This is a genomic window from Dongia rigui (assembly GCF_034044635.1).
GTDB classification, from domain to species: Bacteria; Pseudomonadota; Alphaproteobacteria; order Dongiales; family Dongiaceae; genus Dongia; species Dongia rigui.
Map to the genome: position 1 here is coordinate 551,644 of NZ_JAXCLX010000002.1, position 18,691 is coordinate 570,334.

Annotated in this window: 17 protein-coding genes; 12 read left to right on the forward strand and 5 right to left on the reverse strand. The window is 62.8% G+C overall.

All coding sequences use genetic code 11. The annotated features are described in order from the left end of the window. The 4 genes from pseI to SMD31_RS14075 all read right to left on the reverse strand — a co-directional run bounded on the left by pseI (nt 1) and on the right by SMD31_RS14075 (nt 6,261). On the reverse strand, nt 1-1,056 hold the full coding sequence (pseI, locus tag SMD31_RS14060) for a pseudaminic acid synthase (protein ID WP_320501531.1): 1,056 nt from the start codon (nt 1,054-1,056) through the stop codon (nt 1-3). Beyond that, nucleotides 1,056-3,311 carry a UDP-2,4-diacetamido-2,4,6-trideoxy-beta-L-altropyranose hydrolase gene (pseG, locus tag SMD31_RS14065; protein ID WP_320501532.1) on the reverse strand — a complete coding sequence of 752 codons (2,256 nt, stop codon included), beginning with the start codon at nt 3,309-3,311 and terminating at the stop codon, nt 1,056-1,058. Before pseG ends, pseI begins: the two co-directional genes overlap by 1 nt. An 18-nt stretch (nt 3,312-3,329) precedes the next feature. After that, nucleotides 3,330-4,775: a surface carbohydrate biosynthesis protein gene (locus tag SMD31_RS14070; protein ID WP_320501533.1), complete on the reverse strand. Its 1,446-nt coding sequence runs from the start codon at nt 4,773-4,775 to the stop codon at nt 3,330-3,332. Between the two features lie 289 nt (nt 4,776-5,064). Further along, a complete protein-coding gene (locus tag SMD31_RS14075) occupies nt 5,065-6,261 on the reverse strand; it encodes an acyl-CoA dehydrogenase (protein ID WP_320501534.1) in 1,197 nt (398 codons plus the stop codon). A gap of 176 nt (nt 6,262-6,437) precedes the next feature. On the opposite strand from SMD31_RS14075, the gene SMD31_RS14080 reads away from it, so the two are divergent. The 7 genes from SMD31_RS14080 (at nt 6,438) to SMD31_RS14110 (ending at nt 12,589) form a co-directional block, all read left to right on the forward strand. Continuing rightward, entirely contained in the window at nt 6,438-6,653 is a 216-nt protein-coding gene (locus SMD31_RS14080) for a DUF6898 family protein (RefSeq protein ID WP_320501535.1), read from the forward strand. Nucleotides 6,654-6,909: 256 nt separating this feature from the next. Next, the gene (locus SMD31_RS14085; RefSeq protein WP_320501536.1) at nt 6,910-7,839 is read left to right on the forward strand and encodes an ABC transporter permease subunit; all 930 of its coding nucleotides are present in this window, start codon (nt 6,910-6,912) and stop codon (nt 7,837-7,839) included. 4 nt (nt 7,840-7,843) lie between these two features. Beyond that, the gene (livM, locus tag SMD31_RS14090; RefSeq protein ID WP_320501537.1) at nt 7,844-9,409 is read left to right on the forward strand and encodes a high-affinity branched-chain amino acid ABC transporter permease LivM; all 1,566 of its coding nucleotides are present in this window, start codon (nt 7,844-7,846) and stop codon (nt 9,407-9,409) included. Next, complete coding sequence (locus SMD31_RS14095; RefSeq protein WP_320501538.1) at nt 9,406-10,230, forward strand: ABC transporter ATP-binding protein; 825 nt, start codon at nt 9,406-9,408, stop codon at nt 10,228-10,230. Before livM ends, SMD31_RS14095 begins: the two co-directional genes overlap by 4 nt. Before the next feature lie 9 nt (nt 10,231-10,239). Beyond that, nucleotides 10,240-10,950, forward strand: coding sequence for an ABC transporter ATP-binding protein (locus tag SMD31_RS14100; protein ID WP_320501539.1), 711 nt, complete (start codon nt 10,240-10,242; stop codon nt 10,948-10,950). 1 nt (nt 10,951) lies between these two features. Continuing rightward, on the forward strand, nt 10,952-11,290 hold the full coding sequence (locus SMD31_RS14105) for a DUF6867 family protein (RefSeq protein ID WP_320501540.1): 339 nt from the start codon (nt 10,952-10,954) through the stop codon (nt 11,288-11,290). A 165-nt stretch (nt 11,291-11,455) separates the two neighbouring features. Next, entirely contained in the window at nt 11,456-12,589 is a 1,134-nt protein-coding gene (locus SMD31_RS14110) for a branched-chain amino acid ABC transporter substrate-binding protein (protein ID WP_320501541.1), read from the forward strand. 81 nt (nt 12,590-12,670) lie between these two features. Here SMD31_RS14110 and SMD31_RS14115 read toward each other — a convergent pair whose 3' ends face one another. Next, nucleotides 12,671-13,744, reverse strand: a complete 1,074-nt coding sequence (locus SMD31_RS14115) for an NAD(P)-dependent alcohol dehydrogenase (RefSeq protein WP_320501542.1) — start codon at nt 13,742-13,744, stop codon at nt 12,671-12,673. A 186-nt stretch (nt 13,745-13,930) separates the two neighbouring features. On the opposite strand from SMD31_RS14115, the gene SMD31_RS14120 reads away from it, so the two are divergent. The 5 genes from SMD31_RS14120 (at nt 13,931) to ribD (ending at nt 18,666) form a co-directional block, all read left to right on the forward strand. After that, nucleotides 13,931-15,130 carry a branched-chain amino acid ABC transporter substrate-binding protein gene (locus tag SMD31_RS14120; RefSeq protein ID WP_320501543.1) on the forward strand — a complete coding sequence of 400 codons (1,200 nt, stop codon included), beginning with the start codon at nt 13,931-13,933 and terminating at the stop codon, nt 15,128-15,130. Between the two features lie 140 nt (nt 15,131-15,270). Continuing rightward, nucleotides 15,271-15,702, forward strand: a complete 432-nt coding sequence (gene rpiB / locus SMD31_RS14125; protein ID WP_320501544.1) for a ribose 5-phosphate isomerase B — start codon at nt 15,271-15,273, stop codon at nt 15,700-15,702. A gap of 106 nt (nt 15,703-15,808) precedes the next feature. Next, nucleotides 15,809-17,083: a serine hydroxymethyltransferase gene (gene glyA, locus SMD31_RS14130; RefSeq protein ID WP_320501851.1), complete on the forward strand. Its 1,275-nt coding sequence runs from the start codon at nt 15,809-15,811 to the stop codon at nt 17,081-17,083. 28 nt (nt 17,084-17,111) lie between these two features. After that, on the forward strand, nt 17,112-17,570 hold the full coding sequence (gene nrdR / locus SMD31_RS14135) for a transcriptional regulator NrdR (RefSeq protein ID WP_320501545.1): 459 nt from the start codon (nt 17,112-17,114) through the stop codon (nt 17,568-17,570). After that, entirely contained in the window at nt 17,554-18,666 is a 1,113-nt protein-coding gene (gene ribD / locus SMD31_RS14140) for a bifunctional diaminohydroxyphosphoribosylaminopyrimidine deaminase/5-amino-6-(5-phosphoribosylamino)uracil reductase RibD (protein WP_407652141.1), read from the forward strand. The genes nrdR and ribD overlap by 17 nt, the downstream gene beginning before the upstream one ends. Nucleotides 18,667-18,691 lie beyond the last annotated feature (25 nt).

Consider the following 18,691-nt stretch of genomic DNA (forward strand, 5'->3'; position numbering starts at 1 on the left):
TCAATTGGCGGCGGCCAGCATCGTCCAGTCGACGGCTGTGCCACGCGTCAGATCGCGTGCCGCCCGGCGGCCCACCACGTCTGGCAGGTATTTCGGTGCCAAGCCCTTGCCCGGCCGGATCGAGCGGACATGCTCCGGCCCGATCACATCGCCGGCCTTCACATCCTTCACGATATAGAGCGAGCGGCGCAGGGGCCGGATGCCGGCTTCAGAGGCGGTAGGCCCGTAATGCACCGATCCCATCGCCGCCCAGGCCGTGTTGATGTCGCTGATCATCTGCGTCAGCTCGGCCGGTTCCAGGCTGAAGGCGGAATCGACGCCGCCATCGGCGCGGGCGAGGGTGAAATGCTTCTCGACCAGGGCCGAACCCAAGGCGGTCGCGGCGACCGGAACGGCGGTCCCCATCGTATGATCGGACAGGCCGACGACGCAGTCGAACATGTCGGTGAGGTGCGGAATGGTCTTCAAATAGCTTTCGGCCGGTGGGGTCGGATAGCCGCTGGTGCATTTGAGGAGGATCAGTTCCTTGCAGCCGGCGCCACGCGCCGCCGCGACCGCATCCGCGATTTCGCCCAGCTCCGATGCGCCCGTCGACATGATCATCGGCTTGCCGGTCCTCGCCACATACTGGATGAGCGGAATATCGCATAGTTCGAGCGACGCAATCTTGTAGGCGGGCGCGCCCAACTGCTCCAGCATGTCGACCGCCGTATGATCGAAGGGCGAACTGAAGACGGCGATGCCAAGCTCGCGTCCCAGCGCAAAGAGCGGCTCGTGCCAGTCCCACGGCATCGCCGCTTCCTTATAGAGGTCGAACAGGCGGGCGCCGTCCCACAGGCCCCCCTTTACGCGGAAATCAGGGCCGTCATGATCGATGGTGATGGTGTCGGCGCGGTAGCTCTGCAGCTTCAAGGCATCGGCACCGGCCTTCTTGGCGGCACGCAGGATCTCCTTGGCGCGCTCCAGGCTGCCATTATGGTTGGCCGACAGTTCGGCGATGACATAAGGGGGCCGGTCACGAGCGATTTCCCGACCGGCGATGGTAACGCGTTGCATCAAGCCTCCTTGCGCCTTGCGGGATCGGAATGGAAATACCCGTCCGCCGCCAGGACGTAATCTGCGCTGGTGAACAATGCCATTGAGGCGACGTTCTCTGCCAGCACCTTTGCGTAAAAATGCCCACCGGGCGCCAGGTTGCGTGCTGCCTTCAACAGCGCACTGCCGATACCCTTGCCATAATGCCCGGGCGCGGTCGCGATCGAGATCAGATATTGCGGTCGCCCCTTGTCCTCGCCCATCCAATCGAGGCGCACGAAGCCCACGGGCGCGCCAGCGACCTCGCCGATCAAGAACCAGTCGCGGTCCGAGGCAAGCTTCTTCTGGAGCCAGTCGTGGTGCTCCGCTGGCGTCGGGATCTTGGGAGTGAGGGCGTAGCGGCGCGTCTCCGGTGCTGATTGCCAGTCAAGCAGAGATTGTTCGTCCGTTGCCTCGGCGAGGCGCAGCTCAAGTGAAAGCCCGTTCTTCAGTTCCTGACGTTGGACGAGGGCGGCGATGACGCGCTGAACGCCGCGACCATCGCACAAGGTGGCCGCCGCTTCGCCTAGACCGCTCAGCAACGCTGGTTCGGCCATCAAGCGATCGATCTGCCGACCCAGTTCCTCGGCGACAATGGGGCGTGCCGTGTCGGTCAGGAAACCGGCAATCAATCCCGCCCCCCGCTCTTTCACGATGGCGGCATTGGCGCGCTGGTTGTCCGCGATGCCGATCAGGATGGAGGGCAAGCCGAGGCTACAGCGCTCCCAGGTCGAGGTGCCAGGCGCGCCGATGACCAGATCTGCCGCGGCAAGGCAACCAGCCATGTCGGCCAGATCCGTCAGAACCCGCACGCGGCCCGGATGGGCGGCGGCCAGGTGGGTCACATGGCCGAGATAAGGTGCACCGCTGCCAAGAACCACGGTGGCCGTCAAAGATGGCCGCGCCATGACGGCTTCCAGCGCAAGGCTGCTGCCATCCAATGGATCGACGCCGCCAAAGGCGATCAGGACCTTGCTGATCGCCCCGGTCGATGGCTGCGGGCGCTTGGCGCGCGTTGCCAGGAATTGCTGTCGCAGCAAGGCGAAATCCGGGCCCAGCAGGCAACGCGCCATGCCCCGGGTCAACGGCGCGTATTGCCGGGGCGTGAAGTTCGGCGTGGAATTGATGACGACATCGGCGTCTATCTGCCGGTCGGCGAGATCGTCGATATAGACGATGCGATTGGCATAAGGCCGCATCGCTGCGGCAAACGCCACATCGATCCCATAATGATCGATAACCAGCAGGTCGCAGCTGCCCGCCGCAGCCGCAATTTCCCCGGCGGTCTCCGCGGGACCGACACTATGCAACTCAATCAAGGCGCCTGGTGGCACGCTGGCGGCCAGGAATTGGGCGCTGGCGGAATCGATGGCCCAATAGCAGCGCCAGCCCAGCGCTTCCAGCCGTGCCTGCAGCGTATTGCAGCGCATGGCATGGCCGCTGCCGATCCTGGCATTGGCTTCAAAACGGAAGACGGCGACCGGCGCATCGGCATCGCTGGCCATCGGCGAACCGGCACGATGCCGGGCATTGGCCTGCACCAGCTGCGGGTGCTGGCCGAGATAGGACAGCACCGCCTGCCAATCCGGCACCGGATCGAGCGGCATCTCGGCAAACAGGTCGGCGAAGAAGGTGAGGTCCTCGGGGAAATCGAGCGTCCAGCGCTGCTGGTTGGCCGGCCAGCCGGGGCCGGTCAGATTGGCGCGCGTCAGCCCGGGCATGCGGCGCAACCAAGGCGTCACATGCTCGCGGTCGTAAGCGTCGGTTGCCTCGTTGGCGGCGCGCTCCAAGGCAGCGCGCGTGAAGGCTTCGCAATCGAGGCCGTGCGGGAAGAGCCGCGGCATGTTGTTGGCGGCGTAATCGGCACCGGTCGCGGCACGCAGCGCCAGAACCGCGTCGCAGATGGCGCTGTCGATCAGCGGACAATCGCTGGTGACCCGCATGACGACGTCGGCATCGACCATGCGCGCCGCGCCGAGGTAACGGGCCAAGACATCCGTCTCATCGCCGCGAAAGACGAGGGCGCCGGCCGCCGTGGCGGCGTCGGCGACGACGGTGTCGCTGTCCTTGTCGGTCGTGGCAATGACGACCAGATCGGCGCCACGAACGGATTTCAGGCGGGCAATGTCGTGTTCAAGAACCGTGCGGCCGCCGATTTTCTGCAGGATCTTGCCAGGGAGGCGCGAAGAGCCGAGCCTGGCCTGGACGATGATTGCCGTGACGGGTTTCCTGGGCATGAAGGCGGCGGCGACCACTCAGGCAGTGCGCGTCATGCCGAAGAAGCGGCGCAGCTTGACATCGATCGGCAGGTCGTGGGCGCTGAGCAGCATCACCTTGCTGCCGCATTCATGGACCTGCGGGCTGATCGACACGCCGATCACCTTGGCAATGGCTGCTATTCGGCTGGCGACATGATCCTGTTCCAGGCTTGGGAACAAGGCGCCGCGCACATTCTTGTCTTCAAGGTTCCAGGCAAATCCCATCTGCGGCCGGAAGCGGCTGCTGCCGGCGCGCTGCTGCGGCATGCCGCGCTCATGGGCCATTTCTTCCAGTTCGTTGAGGACATGCTCGGCACCCAGATGATTGTCCTCATAGGACATCGCCTTGCGGAAGGCATCGCGCATGTCGCGGGAATAGAAATTCGCGTTGGCATGCATGGTCCCGGCGGCATCGATCAGGTCCAGCGTCTCCTCGACCGTGCGCGCCACCGGATTGACCCGGTTGGAGAGGTAGCGGTCGTTGGTTGCCGTCTCGGTCGGCAGGACGCATACGGCTGGCGTATCGAGCGCCGCGGCTTCGACGCCCGTGGTGCAATTGGTGTGAACCAGCACGTCGGCCGCTAGAATCCACGGGATCGCCGGGCCCTCGCGGATGACGTCGACGACGGCATGCCCGTCGACCTGCGAGCGCCACGTATCCAGGCGTTCGCTGGGGTGAGGGCGCAAGACAATGCGTCGGTCCGGGAAACGCTTTGGCAATTCGTCGATCAACCGCACGATCGTTTCGCGGTTGGCGGATTCCATCGCCAGGATCCCATTCACATAGGCGACATGCTTTGGGTTCGCCATCGACAGCTTGCCGAGGCGCTCCTGCTCGCTGATGATCTCTTCGGCCGATCCTTTTTCCGAATTCGTGAATCCGAGATTGGTGTTGATGAGGATAAAGGAACCGAACCGGGCACGTAGCGCCGCCGCTTCCTGCTCATAAAAGTCGCGCAAGCCCGGCCGCAGCAGGTCCCAGCGCGGGTTGAGCGCGCTTATCACGCGCCCTGCGGCTTTCGGGAAGCGTTGGCGGACCGAGGCGGAATTATGTTCGCCGCTGATGAAGATCCTGTCGGTGACGTCGACCGCGTCATCGGCGATCCAGCGCAGTTCATCGGGCGAGGTGACCAAGCCCGGCATTTCCTCATCGATCGCAGCGACCACGTAGCCGCGCTCCTTGGCCTGAACCAGCGATTTGGCGTCGCGCTGGGTCAGCGTCTTCGACAGGTAGATCCCCGGCGGCATGACGTCGACATTGCGCTCGATCAGCCATTTCTGGCCCAGCACCACTTCGAAACCGCGCTTGAGCGCCAGGGCCGCGAGCAGCAGGCGCGAATCCAGCTCGCGCGAGGCGATCTCCATCGGCAGATAGAGCAGGCGCTGCAGCGGGGCGCGTTTGCCCCTCAACGGCGCGGCGTCTGCGGATGGTGATGTCGACACGGGCAATTCCTTGGCGAATATCGGGTGAAGTGGGATCGGCGGTCCGTTAGCGGCCTATACCCGATCTCACGCGATGTCGCATGCAGCGATGAGTCGGGTGGCGCCATTTAAGGTAAGATTGCTGACAACTGCAATGCGGTGATTTGTCGGCCCCACCGACGATCTTCCAATTAAGCCATTGATAAAGTTATAAAAATAGACGATGGCGAGCGGCCGGGCGCAGTTGCGCTGGTAAAGAAAACGGGGCGCGACAAAATCGCGCCCCGTTTCGGTCCGATATCTCGGGCGTTTAGGCGCCGGTAAAGGCCTGCAGACCCGTCTGCGCACGGCCCAGGATCAGGGCATGGATGTCGTGCGTCCCTTCATAGGTGTTCACGGCCTCGAGATTCATGACATGGCGAATGACGTGGAATTCGTCCGACACGCCGTTGCCGCCGTGCATGTCGCGCGCAACGCGGGCGATATCGAGCGATTTGCCGCAGGAATTGCGCTTGATCAGCGAAATCGCTTCCGGCGGGCAATTTCCGGCATCCTTCATGCGACCCACCTGCAGACAGGCCTGCAGGCCCAGGGCGATCTCGGTCTGCATGTCGGCAAGCTTCTTCTGGATCAGCTGGTTCGCGGCCAAGGGACGGCCGAACTGCTTACGGTCCAGCGTGTACTGGCGCGCGGCGTGCCAGCAGAACTCGGCAGCCCCCAGGGCACCCCAGGCGATGCCATAGCGGGCGTTGTTGAGGCATCCGAACGGACCGCCCAGACCCTTGGCATTGGGCAGCAGATTCTCATCCGGCACGAAGACGTTATCCATGACGATCTCGCCGGTGACCGAGGCGCGAAGGGAGAACTTCCCCTCGATCTTGGGGGTCGAGAAGCCCTTCATGCCGCGTTCCAGCACGAAGCCGCGGATGACGTCGTCCTCGGTCTTGCCCCAGACCACCGCGATATCCGCGATCGGCGAATTGGTGATCCACATCTTGGCGCCGGTCACGCTATAGCCGCCATCGACCTTTTTGGCGCGGGTCTTCATGCTTCCCGGATCGGAACCGTGATCGGGCTCGGTCAAGCCGAAGCAGCCGACCAGTTCGCCGGTCGCCAGCTTGGGCAGCCATTTCTGCTTCTGCGCTTCGCTGCCATAGGCGTAGATGGGGTGCATGACCAGGCTAGACTGCACCGACATCGCCGAGCGATAGCCGGAATCGACGCGCTCGACTTCGCGGGCGACGAGGCCATAGGAGACATAATTGGTGCCGGCGCAGCCATAACCATCGATGGTGGAGCCGAGCAGGCCGAGTTCACCCAGCTCGTTCATGATCTCGCGGTCGAATTTCTCATGCCGGTTGGCGGCAAGGACACGCGGCATCAACTTGTCTTGGGCGTAGCCACGCGCCGTGTCGCGCACCAACCGCTCTTCTTCGCTGAGTTGCGAGTCCAGGAGGAGGGGGTCTTCCCATTTGAACTCGGGTTTGGGCGTCCGGGCGGAACTCATGGCAGTACTCCGATGGTTTTCTGTCGTTGCTTAACCTTTAGCCGGCGGATGCTATATCATGGTGACCGAGCGTGCGACAGGGCGGGCTGGCGCAGGGCATGCATGTGCGGCAATGAGTGCTTTGCCGCGCTTGCATGCGAGCTATGCGTCCGCCCCCGCAGGAGAAGAGGCATTCCTTGTCCGAAGACCAATACATCATCGAGTTTCACCAGCTGGGTGCCTACGTCAAGGTTTCGGCCCTCGATCCGGTGACCCTCACCGAGGTGTCTGTTCCCGTGCCCGCGAATCTCTCGCAGCGGCAGGCGGCGGAGATGGCGGTCCGCAGGCTGAAATATGTGCTCGCCCGGCGAAATGGCATGGCTGCTGACGGAACGGCTGGCGAACGCAAATAACACCTTGTCCCTCCTGAATTGTCGCGATAGGGTCCGCGTCAATGACGAGCTGCACACCGACGGGTCCATCAAAAGACCTGCGAGTTGTGGCCGGAATGGGGGCCTTTCGTTTGACGTGACGTCGGTGCTACCGGATCGATTCCTATTGGGTTCGATCGCGCGCGCTGGTTTGGGCATTGCCAATCCGACCGCTGACGTAAGGTGTGCTGCTCAAGGCGGGCCCAAAAGGCCCAGAGCAGAGGAGACTGCGCGCGAGATGGATTGGTTTCCATATTTCCTGCAGCAGCTGATCAACGGGCTCACGCTCGGATCCATCTACGGTCTCATCGCCATCGGCTACACGATGGTCTACGGCATCATCGGCATGGTCAACTTCGCCCATGGCGACGTCTACATGATCGGCGCCTTCCAGGCGATGATCGTGTTCCTGCTCTGCGGCACGCTCGGCATTTCATGGGTGCCGCTGCAATTGCTGCTGATGCTCGTGGTCTCCATGATCCTGACCGCGGCCTACGGTTGGACAGTCGAACGCATCGCCTATCGACCCTTGCGTGGCGCACCGCGTCTTGCCCCCCTCATCACCGCTATCGGCATGTCGATCTTCCTGCAGAACTACGTGCAGCTGGTGCAGGGCCCGCGCCCCAAACCGATTGAATCGATCATCAGCGGCGGCGTGCCCTTGATGACCCGCAGCGACGGCAGCTTTACCGTTCAGCTAGGCTGGATGCAGATCATCATCATCCTGGCCACCGTCGTGCTGATGGCGGGCTTCACGCTCCTCATTACACGCACCTCGCTGGGCCGTGCGCAGCGTGCTTGCGAGCAGGACATGAAGATGGCCTCGCTCTTGGGCGTCAATGTCGACCGTACCATCTCCATGACCTTTGTCATGGGAGCCGGCCTTGCCGCCATCGCCGGTACAATGGTGACCCTCTATTACGGCAACAATGATTTCTACATGGGCTTCCTCGCCGGCATCAAAGCCTTCACCGCGGCGGTGCTTGGCGGCATCGGCTCGCTTCCCGGCGCCATGCTCGGCGGTGTGCTGCTCGGCCTCATCGAGGCGATGTGGTCGGCCTATTTCTTTGCCGAATATAAAGACGTCGCGGCCTTTGGCGTGCTGGTCCTGGTGCTGATCTTCCGCCCGACCGGCCTCCTTGGGCGACCTGAAGTGGAAAAGGTCTGACGCCATGACTGACACGACCCTTTCCGCTGGTCCCAAGGCGCCGTCTCCGCTTGTCGAAGCGGCAAAGGATGCGGTCTTCGCCGCCATCCTGGTTTTCCTGCTGAGCTGGCTGATGATCGGCTATCAGACCCAGGTCCTTCAGGGCCAGCCAATGAGCTATGTCACGCGCTACAGCGATGTGCTGTGGGCCGTGATTCTGATTCCGGCCGGCCGTTTCCTGATGACGCTGACCCGGTTCGACCGGACTTTGCCGGCCATCGTTGGCGGTGCCCTCGGCTTCATCTACCTCTTCATTCCCGGCGTACTGGGCGTGCTCGAGTTGCCGGTCTATGGCGAATTCTTCGTCACCGCCGATCCGTTGCAGCCGGATATCCTGCCCTTCGAGCAGCCGATGGTGAACGTGATCTTCGGCATCGGCGCGTTCTTCGTGCTGGTGGCAGGCGCCCGCGCACGTCGCAAGAAGGCGGTTGGCCTCCACACGCTGGAAGTCCGTGAAGCAGCCGAGGCGCGACAGGCGCATATCGCCAAAAATCTCTCCAGTGTCCTGGGACCGCTGCTGATCGTCATTGCGCTCATCATTCCGTGGACGCCCTGGGGCGATCGCAAGCTGGTCGACACCCTCATTCTGGTAATGACCTATGTCATGCTCGGCTGGGGTCTCAACATCGTGGTCGGCCTCGCTGGCCTCCTCGATCTCGGTTACGTCGCCTTCTACGCGGTCGGTGCCTATACCTATGCCAAGCTCTCTATCGATCTCGGCTTCAATTTCTGGGAAAGCCTCCCGATTGCGGGCGCCATGGCGGCGACCTTCGGCGTGGTGCTCGGTTTTCCTGTTCTGCGCCTGAGGGGCGATTATCTTGCCATCGTGACCCTCGGCTTCGGTGAGATCATCCGCATCGTGCTCATCAACTGGCAATGGTTCACCGGCGGCCCCAACGGCCTCGGCAACATCGCCAAGATCGACTTCTTCGGCATCCCGTTCGAACGTAATCCGAAGGAGGGGGAACTGGCCTTCCACACCTTGTTCGGGCTCGACTTCAGCACCGTGCACCGCATCTACTTCCTCTATTACGTCATCATCGTACTGGCGCTCATCACCAACTTCGTGACGATCCGCTTGCGCAAGATGCCGATCGGCCGTGCCTGGGAAGCCCTGCGCGAGGATGAGACTGCCTGCCGGGCGCTCGGCATCAATCCCACCAACACCAAGCTGACCGCCTTTGCGCTGGGGGCAATGTTCGCTGGCTTTGCCGGTTCATTCTTCGCCACCCGTCAGGGCTTCGTCAGCCCGGAAAGCTTCACCTTCATCGAATCAGCCGTGATCCTTGCCATCGTCGTGCTCGGCGGCATGGGTAGCCAGGTGGGTGTCGCCTTGGCGGCGATCCTGCTCATCGGTCTGCCGGAGGTGCTGCGCGAACTGTCGCTCTATCGCATGCTGGTCTTCGGCGCCGTCATGGTGCTGATCATGCTGCTGCGCCCCAAAGGCCTGCTGTCGTTCCGCGTGCCGACCATCCAACTGCACGGGAAGAAGAAGGCGTTGCCACCGACCACGGCGGGGGCGACGAAATGAACGCGCCCATGATTTCCGCCCCTGATACCTTGCTCGAGGTCGAGCGCCTGACCATGCGCTTCGGCGGCCTCGTGGCCATCAACGATGTCAGCTTCCAGGCCAAGAAACGCCAGATCACCGGCGTTATCGGTCCGAACGGCGCTGGCAAGACCACGCTCTTCAACTGCATCACCGGTTTCTATAAGCCGACGGTGGGGCGCATTGCGCTGCAGGCTGAAGATCGCGAACCCTATCTCCTTGAGCGCATGGATGGGTTCCGCATCGGCCAGAAGGCGAGGGTTGCGCGCACCTTCCAGAATATCCGGCTCTTCTCGGGCATGTCGGTGCTGGAGAACCTGATGGTGGCGCAGCACAACAAGCTGATGCATGCCTCGGGCTGGACGGTGCTGGGCCTCCTTGGCCTGCCGTCCTTCCGCCAGGCGGAAGCAGCGGCCAAGGAACTGGCGGTGGAGTGGCTGGAGCGCGTGAAGCTGACACGTGTTGCCGACGAGCCGGCCGGCAGCTTGCCCTATGGCGATCAGCGCCGACTTGAGATCGCGCGTGCCATGTGCACCCAGCCCGTTCTGCTTTGCCTTGATGAGCCGGCAGCCGGTCTTAACCCGAAGGAATCGGGCGAGCTCAATGCGCTCTTGCTCTCGATCCGCGATGAGTTCGGCATTGGCCTGCTGCTGATCGAACACGACATGAGCGTGGTGATGGGCATTTCCGACCACATCGTCGTGCTGGATTACGGCGTCAAGATTGCCGATGGCACACCGGCGGAGATCCGCAACGATCCCGCGGTCATTCGTGCCTATCTCGGCGAAGAAGATACGGAATAGGTGGGCGCGATGCTGACGATCTCCCGCGTTCACACCTTCTACGGCCATATCGAGGCGCTCAAAGGCATCGATATGGAAATCAACCAGGGCGAAATCGTGACGCTGATCGGTGCCAACGGTGCCGGCAAGTCGACCTTGCTGATGACGATCTGCGGCACGCCGCGGGCGCGGTCGGGCCGCATCGTCTTCGAGGGCAAGGACATCGCCCAGTTGCCGACCTACGAGATCATGCGTCTCGGCATTGCGCAGTCGCCGGAAGGGCGCCGCATCTTCCCGCGCATGAGCGTGCAGGAAAACTTACGCATGGGGGCGATCACCGCCGACCCGCAATATTTCGAGGGCGATCTCGAACGCGTCTTCACGATCTTCCCCCGCCTCAAGGAACGCGCCACCCAGCGCGGTGGCACGCTCTCCGGCGGCGAGCAGCAGATGCTGGCCATCGCCCGCGCGCTGATGAGCCGGCCGCGCCTGCTGCTGCTGGATGAACCGTCGCTGGGTCTTGCCCCGATCATCGTGCGGCAGATCTTCTCGACCATCAAAGAGATCAACCAGCAGCAGGGCATGACTGTCTTCCTGGTCGAGCAGAACGCCAATCACGCGCTGAAGCTCGCCCATCGCGGCTATGTCATGGTGAACGGTGTCATCACGCTGTCCGGCACTGGCCAGGAACTCCTGAGCAATGCCGAAGTTCGGGCGGCCTATCTGGAAGGGGGGCATTGAGATGAAAGAAGTGCTCGTTTTCCTCTTCCTCACCGTCATCATCTTCGGCGGCGCCTCGTTCCTGATGGGGCAGGCGATCGCTGAGACCTGGCGCCCGGTCTGGCAGAACGTCGTCTATGGCGCCTTGCTCGTGGCGGTGGAGCGGTTCTTCGCCGCGACGCTGTTCCAGGCACCGCCTTTCAACATCGGTGGGATCCTGCTTAATGCAGTGGTCATCATCGGCTTCGCTCTGTTGGCCTATCGCCTGACCCAGGTCCGCAAAATGGTCACCCAGTATCCCTGGCTTTACGAACGCAACGGGCTGTTCTCCTGGCGCGATAAGGCTGCAACCGGGGGTTAAGTCCGACAAAACGCCGGGTTAATCGGCGGAACGGTGGATCACGGAGTTTTGCAGCCGGATTGCATTGACCCGGCTGAATTAAGGCGGGAAGATGCTGCCCAGCTTAACCGGGCGGCGGAAGACCGCAGGGGTAAGTGAAACATTCAGGCTTTATGTGAGGGATCAATGTTCAAGACTCTGATTGGCTCGACGGCGCTTGCCGCCGTGATGGCTATCGGCGCGTTTGGTGGCGTGTCGTCGGCCCAGGCTGACATCACCATCGCCGTTGCTGGTCCGATGACCGGCGAACTCGCGGCTTTCGGCGAACAGCTGAAGCGCGGCGCGGAAAAGGCAGTTGCCGACATCAACGCCAAGGGCGGCGTGAACGGCGAACAGCTGAAGCTCGAAATCGGTGACGACCAGTGCGACCCGAAGCAGGCCGTGCAGGTTGCCAACGACCTCGTGAAGAAGGGCGTCGCATTCGTCGCCGGCCACTTCTGCTCGGGTTCGTCGATCCCGGCTTCGGCAGTCTACGCTGAAGAAGGCATCGTGCAGATCACCCCGGCCTCGACCAACCCGGCTTTCACCGAAGACATGGCCGCCAAGGGCGTCACCACCGTGTTCCGCACCTGCGGTCGTGACGATGCCCAGGGCATCTTCGCTGGTCCGTGGCTCGCCAAGACCTACACCGGCAAGAACGTCGCCATTCTGGACGACAAGTCGGCTTACGGTCAGGGCCTCGCCAACGAGACGGCGAAGAACTTCGAATCCTCGGGTGGCAAGATCGCGGTCCGCGATACCTACACCGCGAAGGAGAAAGACTTCTCGGCGCTCATCAGCAAGCTGAAGGACGCCAAGATCGACGCCGTCTACATCGGTGGCTACCACAACGACGTGGGTCTGATGGTTCGTCAGGCGCGTGAGCAGGGCCTCGAAGCCGCGTTCATCTCGGCCGACGCTCTCAACACGGCCGAGTTCTGGTCGATCTCCGGTCCGGCCGGCGAAGGCCTGCGTTACAGCGACGGCGCCTCGGCGGTCAATCTCGACTCCGCCAAGGACGTGGTTGCGGCATTCCGTGCCGACAATTACGAGCCGGAAGGCTACACGTTGAACTCCTATGCCGCGATCCAGGCCTGGGCCGCTGCGGCGACCAAAGCCGGCTCGACTGACGGCGCCAAGGTTGCGGAAGCCCTGCGTTCGGGGCCGATCCCGACCGCGATCGGCGACCTGACCTGGGATGCCAAGGGCGACCTGACCAAAGTGAACTACGCCTGGTACGTCTATCATGACGGCAAGGCCGTTCAGGAACCCCTGAACTAAACATCTGCTCAACCGAGCCGATGAAGAAAGCCCGGGCGTCATGCCCGGGCTTTTGTTTTTGTGGTTTGGTGCGCTTCGCGCTTAGGGCGCAATCGCCACTTTCAGCACGCCGTCGCGTTGATGCGCGAACAGGTCGTAGGCGGCTTCGATGTCATCGAGCTTGAAGCGGTGCGTCACCAGCGGCTTCAAATCCAGTCGCTCCGACTTGATGACTTCCATCAGCCGGCGCATGCGCTCCTTCCCGCCTGGGCACAACGTGGTGATGATCTTATGATCGCCCAGGCCCGCGGCAAAGGCGCCCAAGGGAATGGTGAGATCGCTGGAATAGACGCCAAGGCTTGAGAGTGTGCCCCCCGGACGCAAGACGCTGAGGCATGCCTGGAACGTCGCCTGGGTTCCCAGCGCTTCGATGGCGACATCGACGCCCCGGCCATTGGTGATCTGCATGATCGCCTCGACCGGATCCGTCTCGCGGAAATTGACGACATGGTCGGCACCCATATGCCGCGCGATCTCCAAACGCTTGGCGATGCTGTCGACGGCGATGATTGTGGTAGCGCCGGACAGCTTGGCGCCCGCCGTGGCGCAGAGGCCGATCGGTCCTTGGGCGAAAACGGCGACGACATCGCCAATGCGCACCTTGCCGCTCTCGGCGCCGCTGAAGCCGGTCGACATGATGTCCGGGCACATCAAGACCTGCTCGTCGCTGAGGCCATCCGGCACCGGCGCCAGATTGGCCATGGCATCCGGCACCAGAACATATTCGGCTTGCGCGCCGTCGATGGTGTTGCCGAACTTCCAGCCGCCGATCGGTTTCCAGCCATGGGCCGTGCCGGCACCGTCCTGGGAATGGCAGCCGCACAACGACGCGTTGCTGTGGCCGCTGGGTGTGATGGCGCCGGCGATGACGCGCTGGCCTTCCTGATAGCCTTGCACGGCCGACCCCAGTTTCTCGATGATGCCGACCGGTTCATGGCCGACGGTCAGGCCTTTGCGGACCGGGTACTCGCCCTTGAGGATATGGACATCCGTGCCGCAAATCGTCGTCGTGGTGATCCGAATCAGCGCGTCGAGCGGGCCCACATCGGGTATGGGCTTCTCATCGAGCACAATCCGGCCCGGTTCCACGAAAATGGCGGCTTTCATCTTGGCCATGGTCTTCTCCGTTCAATTTGCATTGGTCCGGTGCCATGTTCGGCGGCGGCGGTGATTCCAACCCTGACCTAGATCAAAATGGGCCGTGACCGATTCATGACGGCAAGGGCACGTAAGAGGCCTTGCGTCCGACCCGATCGCTCATTAATCGTAACACCCGGTGAGAAGCCCTGAGGTTCCAAGATCGTGACTGTCGGCCGTCTGTTCGTCGCGTCGTTGATGTCGAGCCTGCTGCTGGCCGCTTGTGCTGGCCCCAGCGGCCCGACCCAAGCCGAAATCGAGGCCGCTGCGGCCAAGGTCAACGCCAACGCGGTGGCGGCGCGCGCGGCTGCTGCCGATGACAACCGTGTGGTCATCGGCGTCGCTGGCCCCATGACCGGTGATCTACAGCAATACGGGTTGGAGATGCGCCGCGGTGCCGAACTTGCCGTCGCCGATCTCAATGCGGCGGGGGGCATTCTGGGGCGCAAGGTGGTCCTTGAGGTTGCGGACGACCATTGCGGCAAACAGGATGCCGAGGACGCGGCCAAGGAACTGGTCCAGAAAGGCGTCGTCTTCGTCGATGGCCATTTCTGTTCCGGCTCATCGATCGAAGGGTCGGACATCTATGGCCCGGCCGAGGTTCTGCAGATCACGCCGTCCGTCACCAACGGTCTCGTGACCGACATTGCGTTCCAGCGCCACATCACCACCCTGCTGCGCGTCGTCGGGCGCGACGAGATGCAGGGCGACTTTGCGGCCGATTGGCTGGCAAAGGCTCATGCCGGCGGGCCGATTGTCGTGCTCAGCGACAACAGCGCCTATGGTCAGGGCATCGCGCGGCATGTGCGCAATCGGCTGGAGGCGCTCGGCGTGCGCTCGATGGTGGGGGAGTTCGTGCAGGGCCAGACCAGCTACGCCAATCTCATCGCCAAACTGAAGGATCTGAAGCCCAGCGCCATCTATGTGGCCGCCTATCACGACGATATCGGGCGCCTGACCTGGTCGTTGCGCGTCGCCAAGATCGATGTCGAGATCATCGGGCCGGATGTGCTCAGCAATCCCGAGTTCTGGTCCTTCTCCCAAATGCGCGGCAGCGGCGTCCGATTTACCAATCCGGCGCCGGCGGCCGAGCGGCCGGAGGCGGCGGATCTGGTAGCCAGGTTCCGCGCCGATGGCCGTGGCGAGCCCACCAACGAAACGCTCAATGCCTACGCCGCGGTTCAGGTCTTTGCGGCGGCGGCCGAAGCCACCAAGGGTGTCGACGCCAAGGCGATCGGTGCCTATCTGCGCCAGAACAGCGTCAAAACGGTTTTGGGTGAGCTCAGCTGGGACGACAAGGGCGACCTCACCCATGCTGACTACATCTGGTATGTCTGGCAGGACGGCCTAGCGCTCCGGCAATAAGCCGATTTTTGCCAATTAGCGGCATAGTTTGTGGTTGTTGGCGACCCCAGCCCGGCTATATGGTAGCGCCCGGCCTGAACCCGCCCAAACCGGCGGGTTTGGGCGTCTTGTATATTGGGCCGGGGCGGATAGCAGCATAAATGGCTGAAAAGATTGCAATTGCCAGCGACCACGCGGGCTATGACCTCAAAGTTCAGCTGAAGCCGGAACTGGAAAGGCTGGGCTTCGAGGTGGTGGATCTCGGCACCGACGGTCCCGCCTCGGTCGACTATCCCGATTTTGCGCTGAAGATGGCCGAAACGCTCCGGGCCGGCACAGTTGCGCGCGGTGTGCTGGTGTGCGGTTCCGGGATCGGCATTTCCATGGCCGCCAACCGTCACAAGCATGTGCGGGCGGCGCTCTGCCATGACCATCTCACCGCCAAGCTGTCGCGCCAGCACAATAACGCCAATGTCTTGTGCTTGGGCGGCCGGACGACCGGCCCCGATGTCGCTAAAGACTGTTTGCGCGTGTTTCTTGAGACAGAATTCGAAGGGGGCCGTCACCAAAATCGCGTCGCCAAATTCTGCTAAAACCAGCGGATAGGGTCAGGTTTTGCAAGACCGGCAGCCCAGGGCGCCGGAAGATGGCCTCAGAAAGGTTAAGGGAATGACCAAGGACACCAAGAACTACAAGCCGATGCCGGGTTTCTTCGACAAGTCGCTGGCCGACCAGGATGCCGCGATCTTCGAGGCGATCGGCAAGGAATTCACCCGTCAGGCCGATCAGATCGAGCTGATCGCTTCCGAGAACATCGTCTCGCGCGCCGTCATGGAAGCGCAGGGTTCGGTGCTGACCAACAAATATGCCGAAGGCTATCCCTCGCGCCGCTACTACGGCGGCTGCGAATATGTCGACATCGCCGAAGAATTGGCGATCGAGCGCGCCAAGAAGCTGTTCAATTGCAAATTCGCCAATGTGCAGCCGCATTCGGGTGCACAGGCCAACCAGGCCGTCTTCATGGCACTGCTGCAGCCGGGCGATACCTTCATGGGCCTCAACCTCGCGGCCGGTGGTCACCTCACCCACGGTTCGCCCGCCAACCAGTCAGGCAAGTGGTTCAAGGTTGTTTCCTACACCGTCGATCCCGCGACCCTCACCATCAATATGGACGAGGTCGAGAAACTGGCGTTGGAGAACAAGCCCAAGCTGATCCTTGCCGGCGGTTCGGCCTATCCGCGCTTCTGGGATTTCGCGCGCTTCCGCAAGATCGCCGATGCGATCGGCGCCGTCTTCATGGTCGACATGGCCCATTTCGCCGGTCTGGTCGCTGCCGGCGTGCATGCCAGCCCGTTCCCGCATGCCCATGTCGTCACCACCACGACGCATAAGACCCTGCGCGGTCCGCGCGGCGGCATGATCCTGGCCGACGATGAAGAGATCGGCAAGAAGATCAATTCGGCCGTGTTCCCGGGCCTGCAGGGCGGTCCGCTCATGCATGTCATCGCGGCGAAGGCCGTGGCCTTCGGCGAAGCGCTCAAGCCCGATTTCAAGGTCTATGCGCAGCAAGTCATCGACAACGCCAAGGTGCTGGCCGAGACCATCATCGAAGGCGGCTATGCCATCACGACGGGCGGTACGGACAACCACCTGATGCTGGTCGATCTGCGGCCGAAGAAACTGACCGGCAAGGCTGCCGAGCATGCGCTCGACCGCGCCGGCATCACCTGCAACAAGAACGGCATTCCCTACGACACCGAAAAGCCGATGATCACCTCGGGTATCCGTCTGGGTACGCCGGCGGGGACGACGCGCGGCTTCGGTACGGCGGAATTCCGTCAGATTGGCAAACTGATCTGCCGCGTGCTGGATGGGCTCGCGGCCAATCCCGACACCAACGCGGCGACGGAAGCTGAAGTGCGCAAGGAAGTTCAAGCCTTGTGCCGTCAGTTCCCGATCTATCCGAAGCGGTAATCGGGCCTAGAGGGGGAAGAGGGGACAAATGCGCTGCCCATTTTGCGGCAATGAAGATACCCAGGTGAAGGATTCGCGGCCGACCGACGACAACGCCGCGATCCGCCGCCGGCGCCAATGTGGCAATTGCGGCGCCCGTTTCACGACCTTCGAGCGCGTGCAGCTGCGCGAGCTTGTGGTGGTGAAAAGCAATGGGCAGCGCGAACCCTTCGAACGCGACAAGCTGATGCGCTCCATGCAGACCTCGCTCAGAAAGCGCCCGGTCGATGCCGAGCGCTTGGAGCGCGTCGTCAACGGCATCGTCCGGCGCCTTGAAAGCTCTGGCGAAACCGAAGTGCCCACGTCGATGATCGGCGAGGCCGTCATGGACGCTTTGGCGAGCCTCGACAAGGTGGCCTATGTCCGCTTTGCCTCGGTCTATCGCAACTTCCGCGAAGCCAAGGATTTCGAGACCTTCATCGGCAAGCTCGGTGGCGAGAACGACTAAGGCGGATACAGACCTCGACCGCGCTCATATGAGCGCGGCGCTGGGGCTTGGGCGGCGCAATCTTGGCCGCACCTGGCCAAACCCGTCCGTCGGCTGCGTCATCGTGAAAGACGGGCGCGTGGTGGGGCGCGGGTACACGCAACCCGGCGGCCGGCCGCATGCTGAGACGCAAGCGCTCGTCCAGGCCGGCAGCGAGGCACGCGGCGCCACCGCCTATGTGACCCTGGAACCCTGTGCCCATCATGGCAAGACCCCGCCCTGTGCCGAAGCGCTTGTGGCAGCCGGGATCCAACGCTGCGTCATCGCCACCGGCGATCCGGACCCGCGCGTCGCCGGCGGTGGCATCGCCATCCTCAAGGCGGCTGGGATTGAGATCACGGAAGGCGTGCTCGAGGCCGAGGCACGCGAGAGCAATGCCGGCTTTTTCACCCGGATCAAACTCGGCCGCCCACTCGTCACCCTGAAGCTCGCCACCACCCTCGATGGCCGCATCGCGACACTGTCGGGCGAGAGCAAATGGATCACCGGCCCGGGAGCCCGCGCTGCAGGACATCAATTGCGGGCGACCCATGATGCGATCATGGTCGGGTCCGGCACGGTGCTGGCCGACGACCCGGAACTGACCTGTCGGCTGCCGGGTCTTGAAGATCGCTCGCCGATCCGGATCGTCCTCGACACCAGGCTGCGGATTCCACCGACCGCAAAACTGCTTGCGGACCAGGATCGGTTTCCGACTTGGGTGGTCACCAAGCCGGGTCATCCGGCACGCCCGGAGATGTCGAATTTGCTGCATGTCGAGGGGTCTGATTCTGCGCGATTGCGAAGCGTTCTCATGGAATTGGGGGCACGGGGACTGACCCGGGTCTTGGTCGAAGGCGGCGCCACGCTGGCCACCAATTTGCTGAAGGAAGACCTCGTCGACCGCATCGCCTGGTTCCAGGCGCCCTTCGTGATCGGCAATGACGGCATGGCTGGTATTGGCGAATTGGGACGGGGCGAGCTTGACCGGATCAGCCGATTCAAGCTCTTGTCCGAGCAACGGGTCGGCCCGGACAGCGTCGCGCTGTATTCTCGCCCAGACTGCGGTATTGGCTGAAGACCAGATTCTAACCTACGGATTA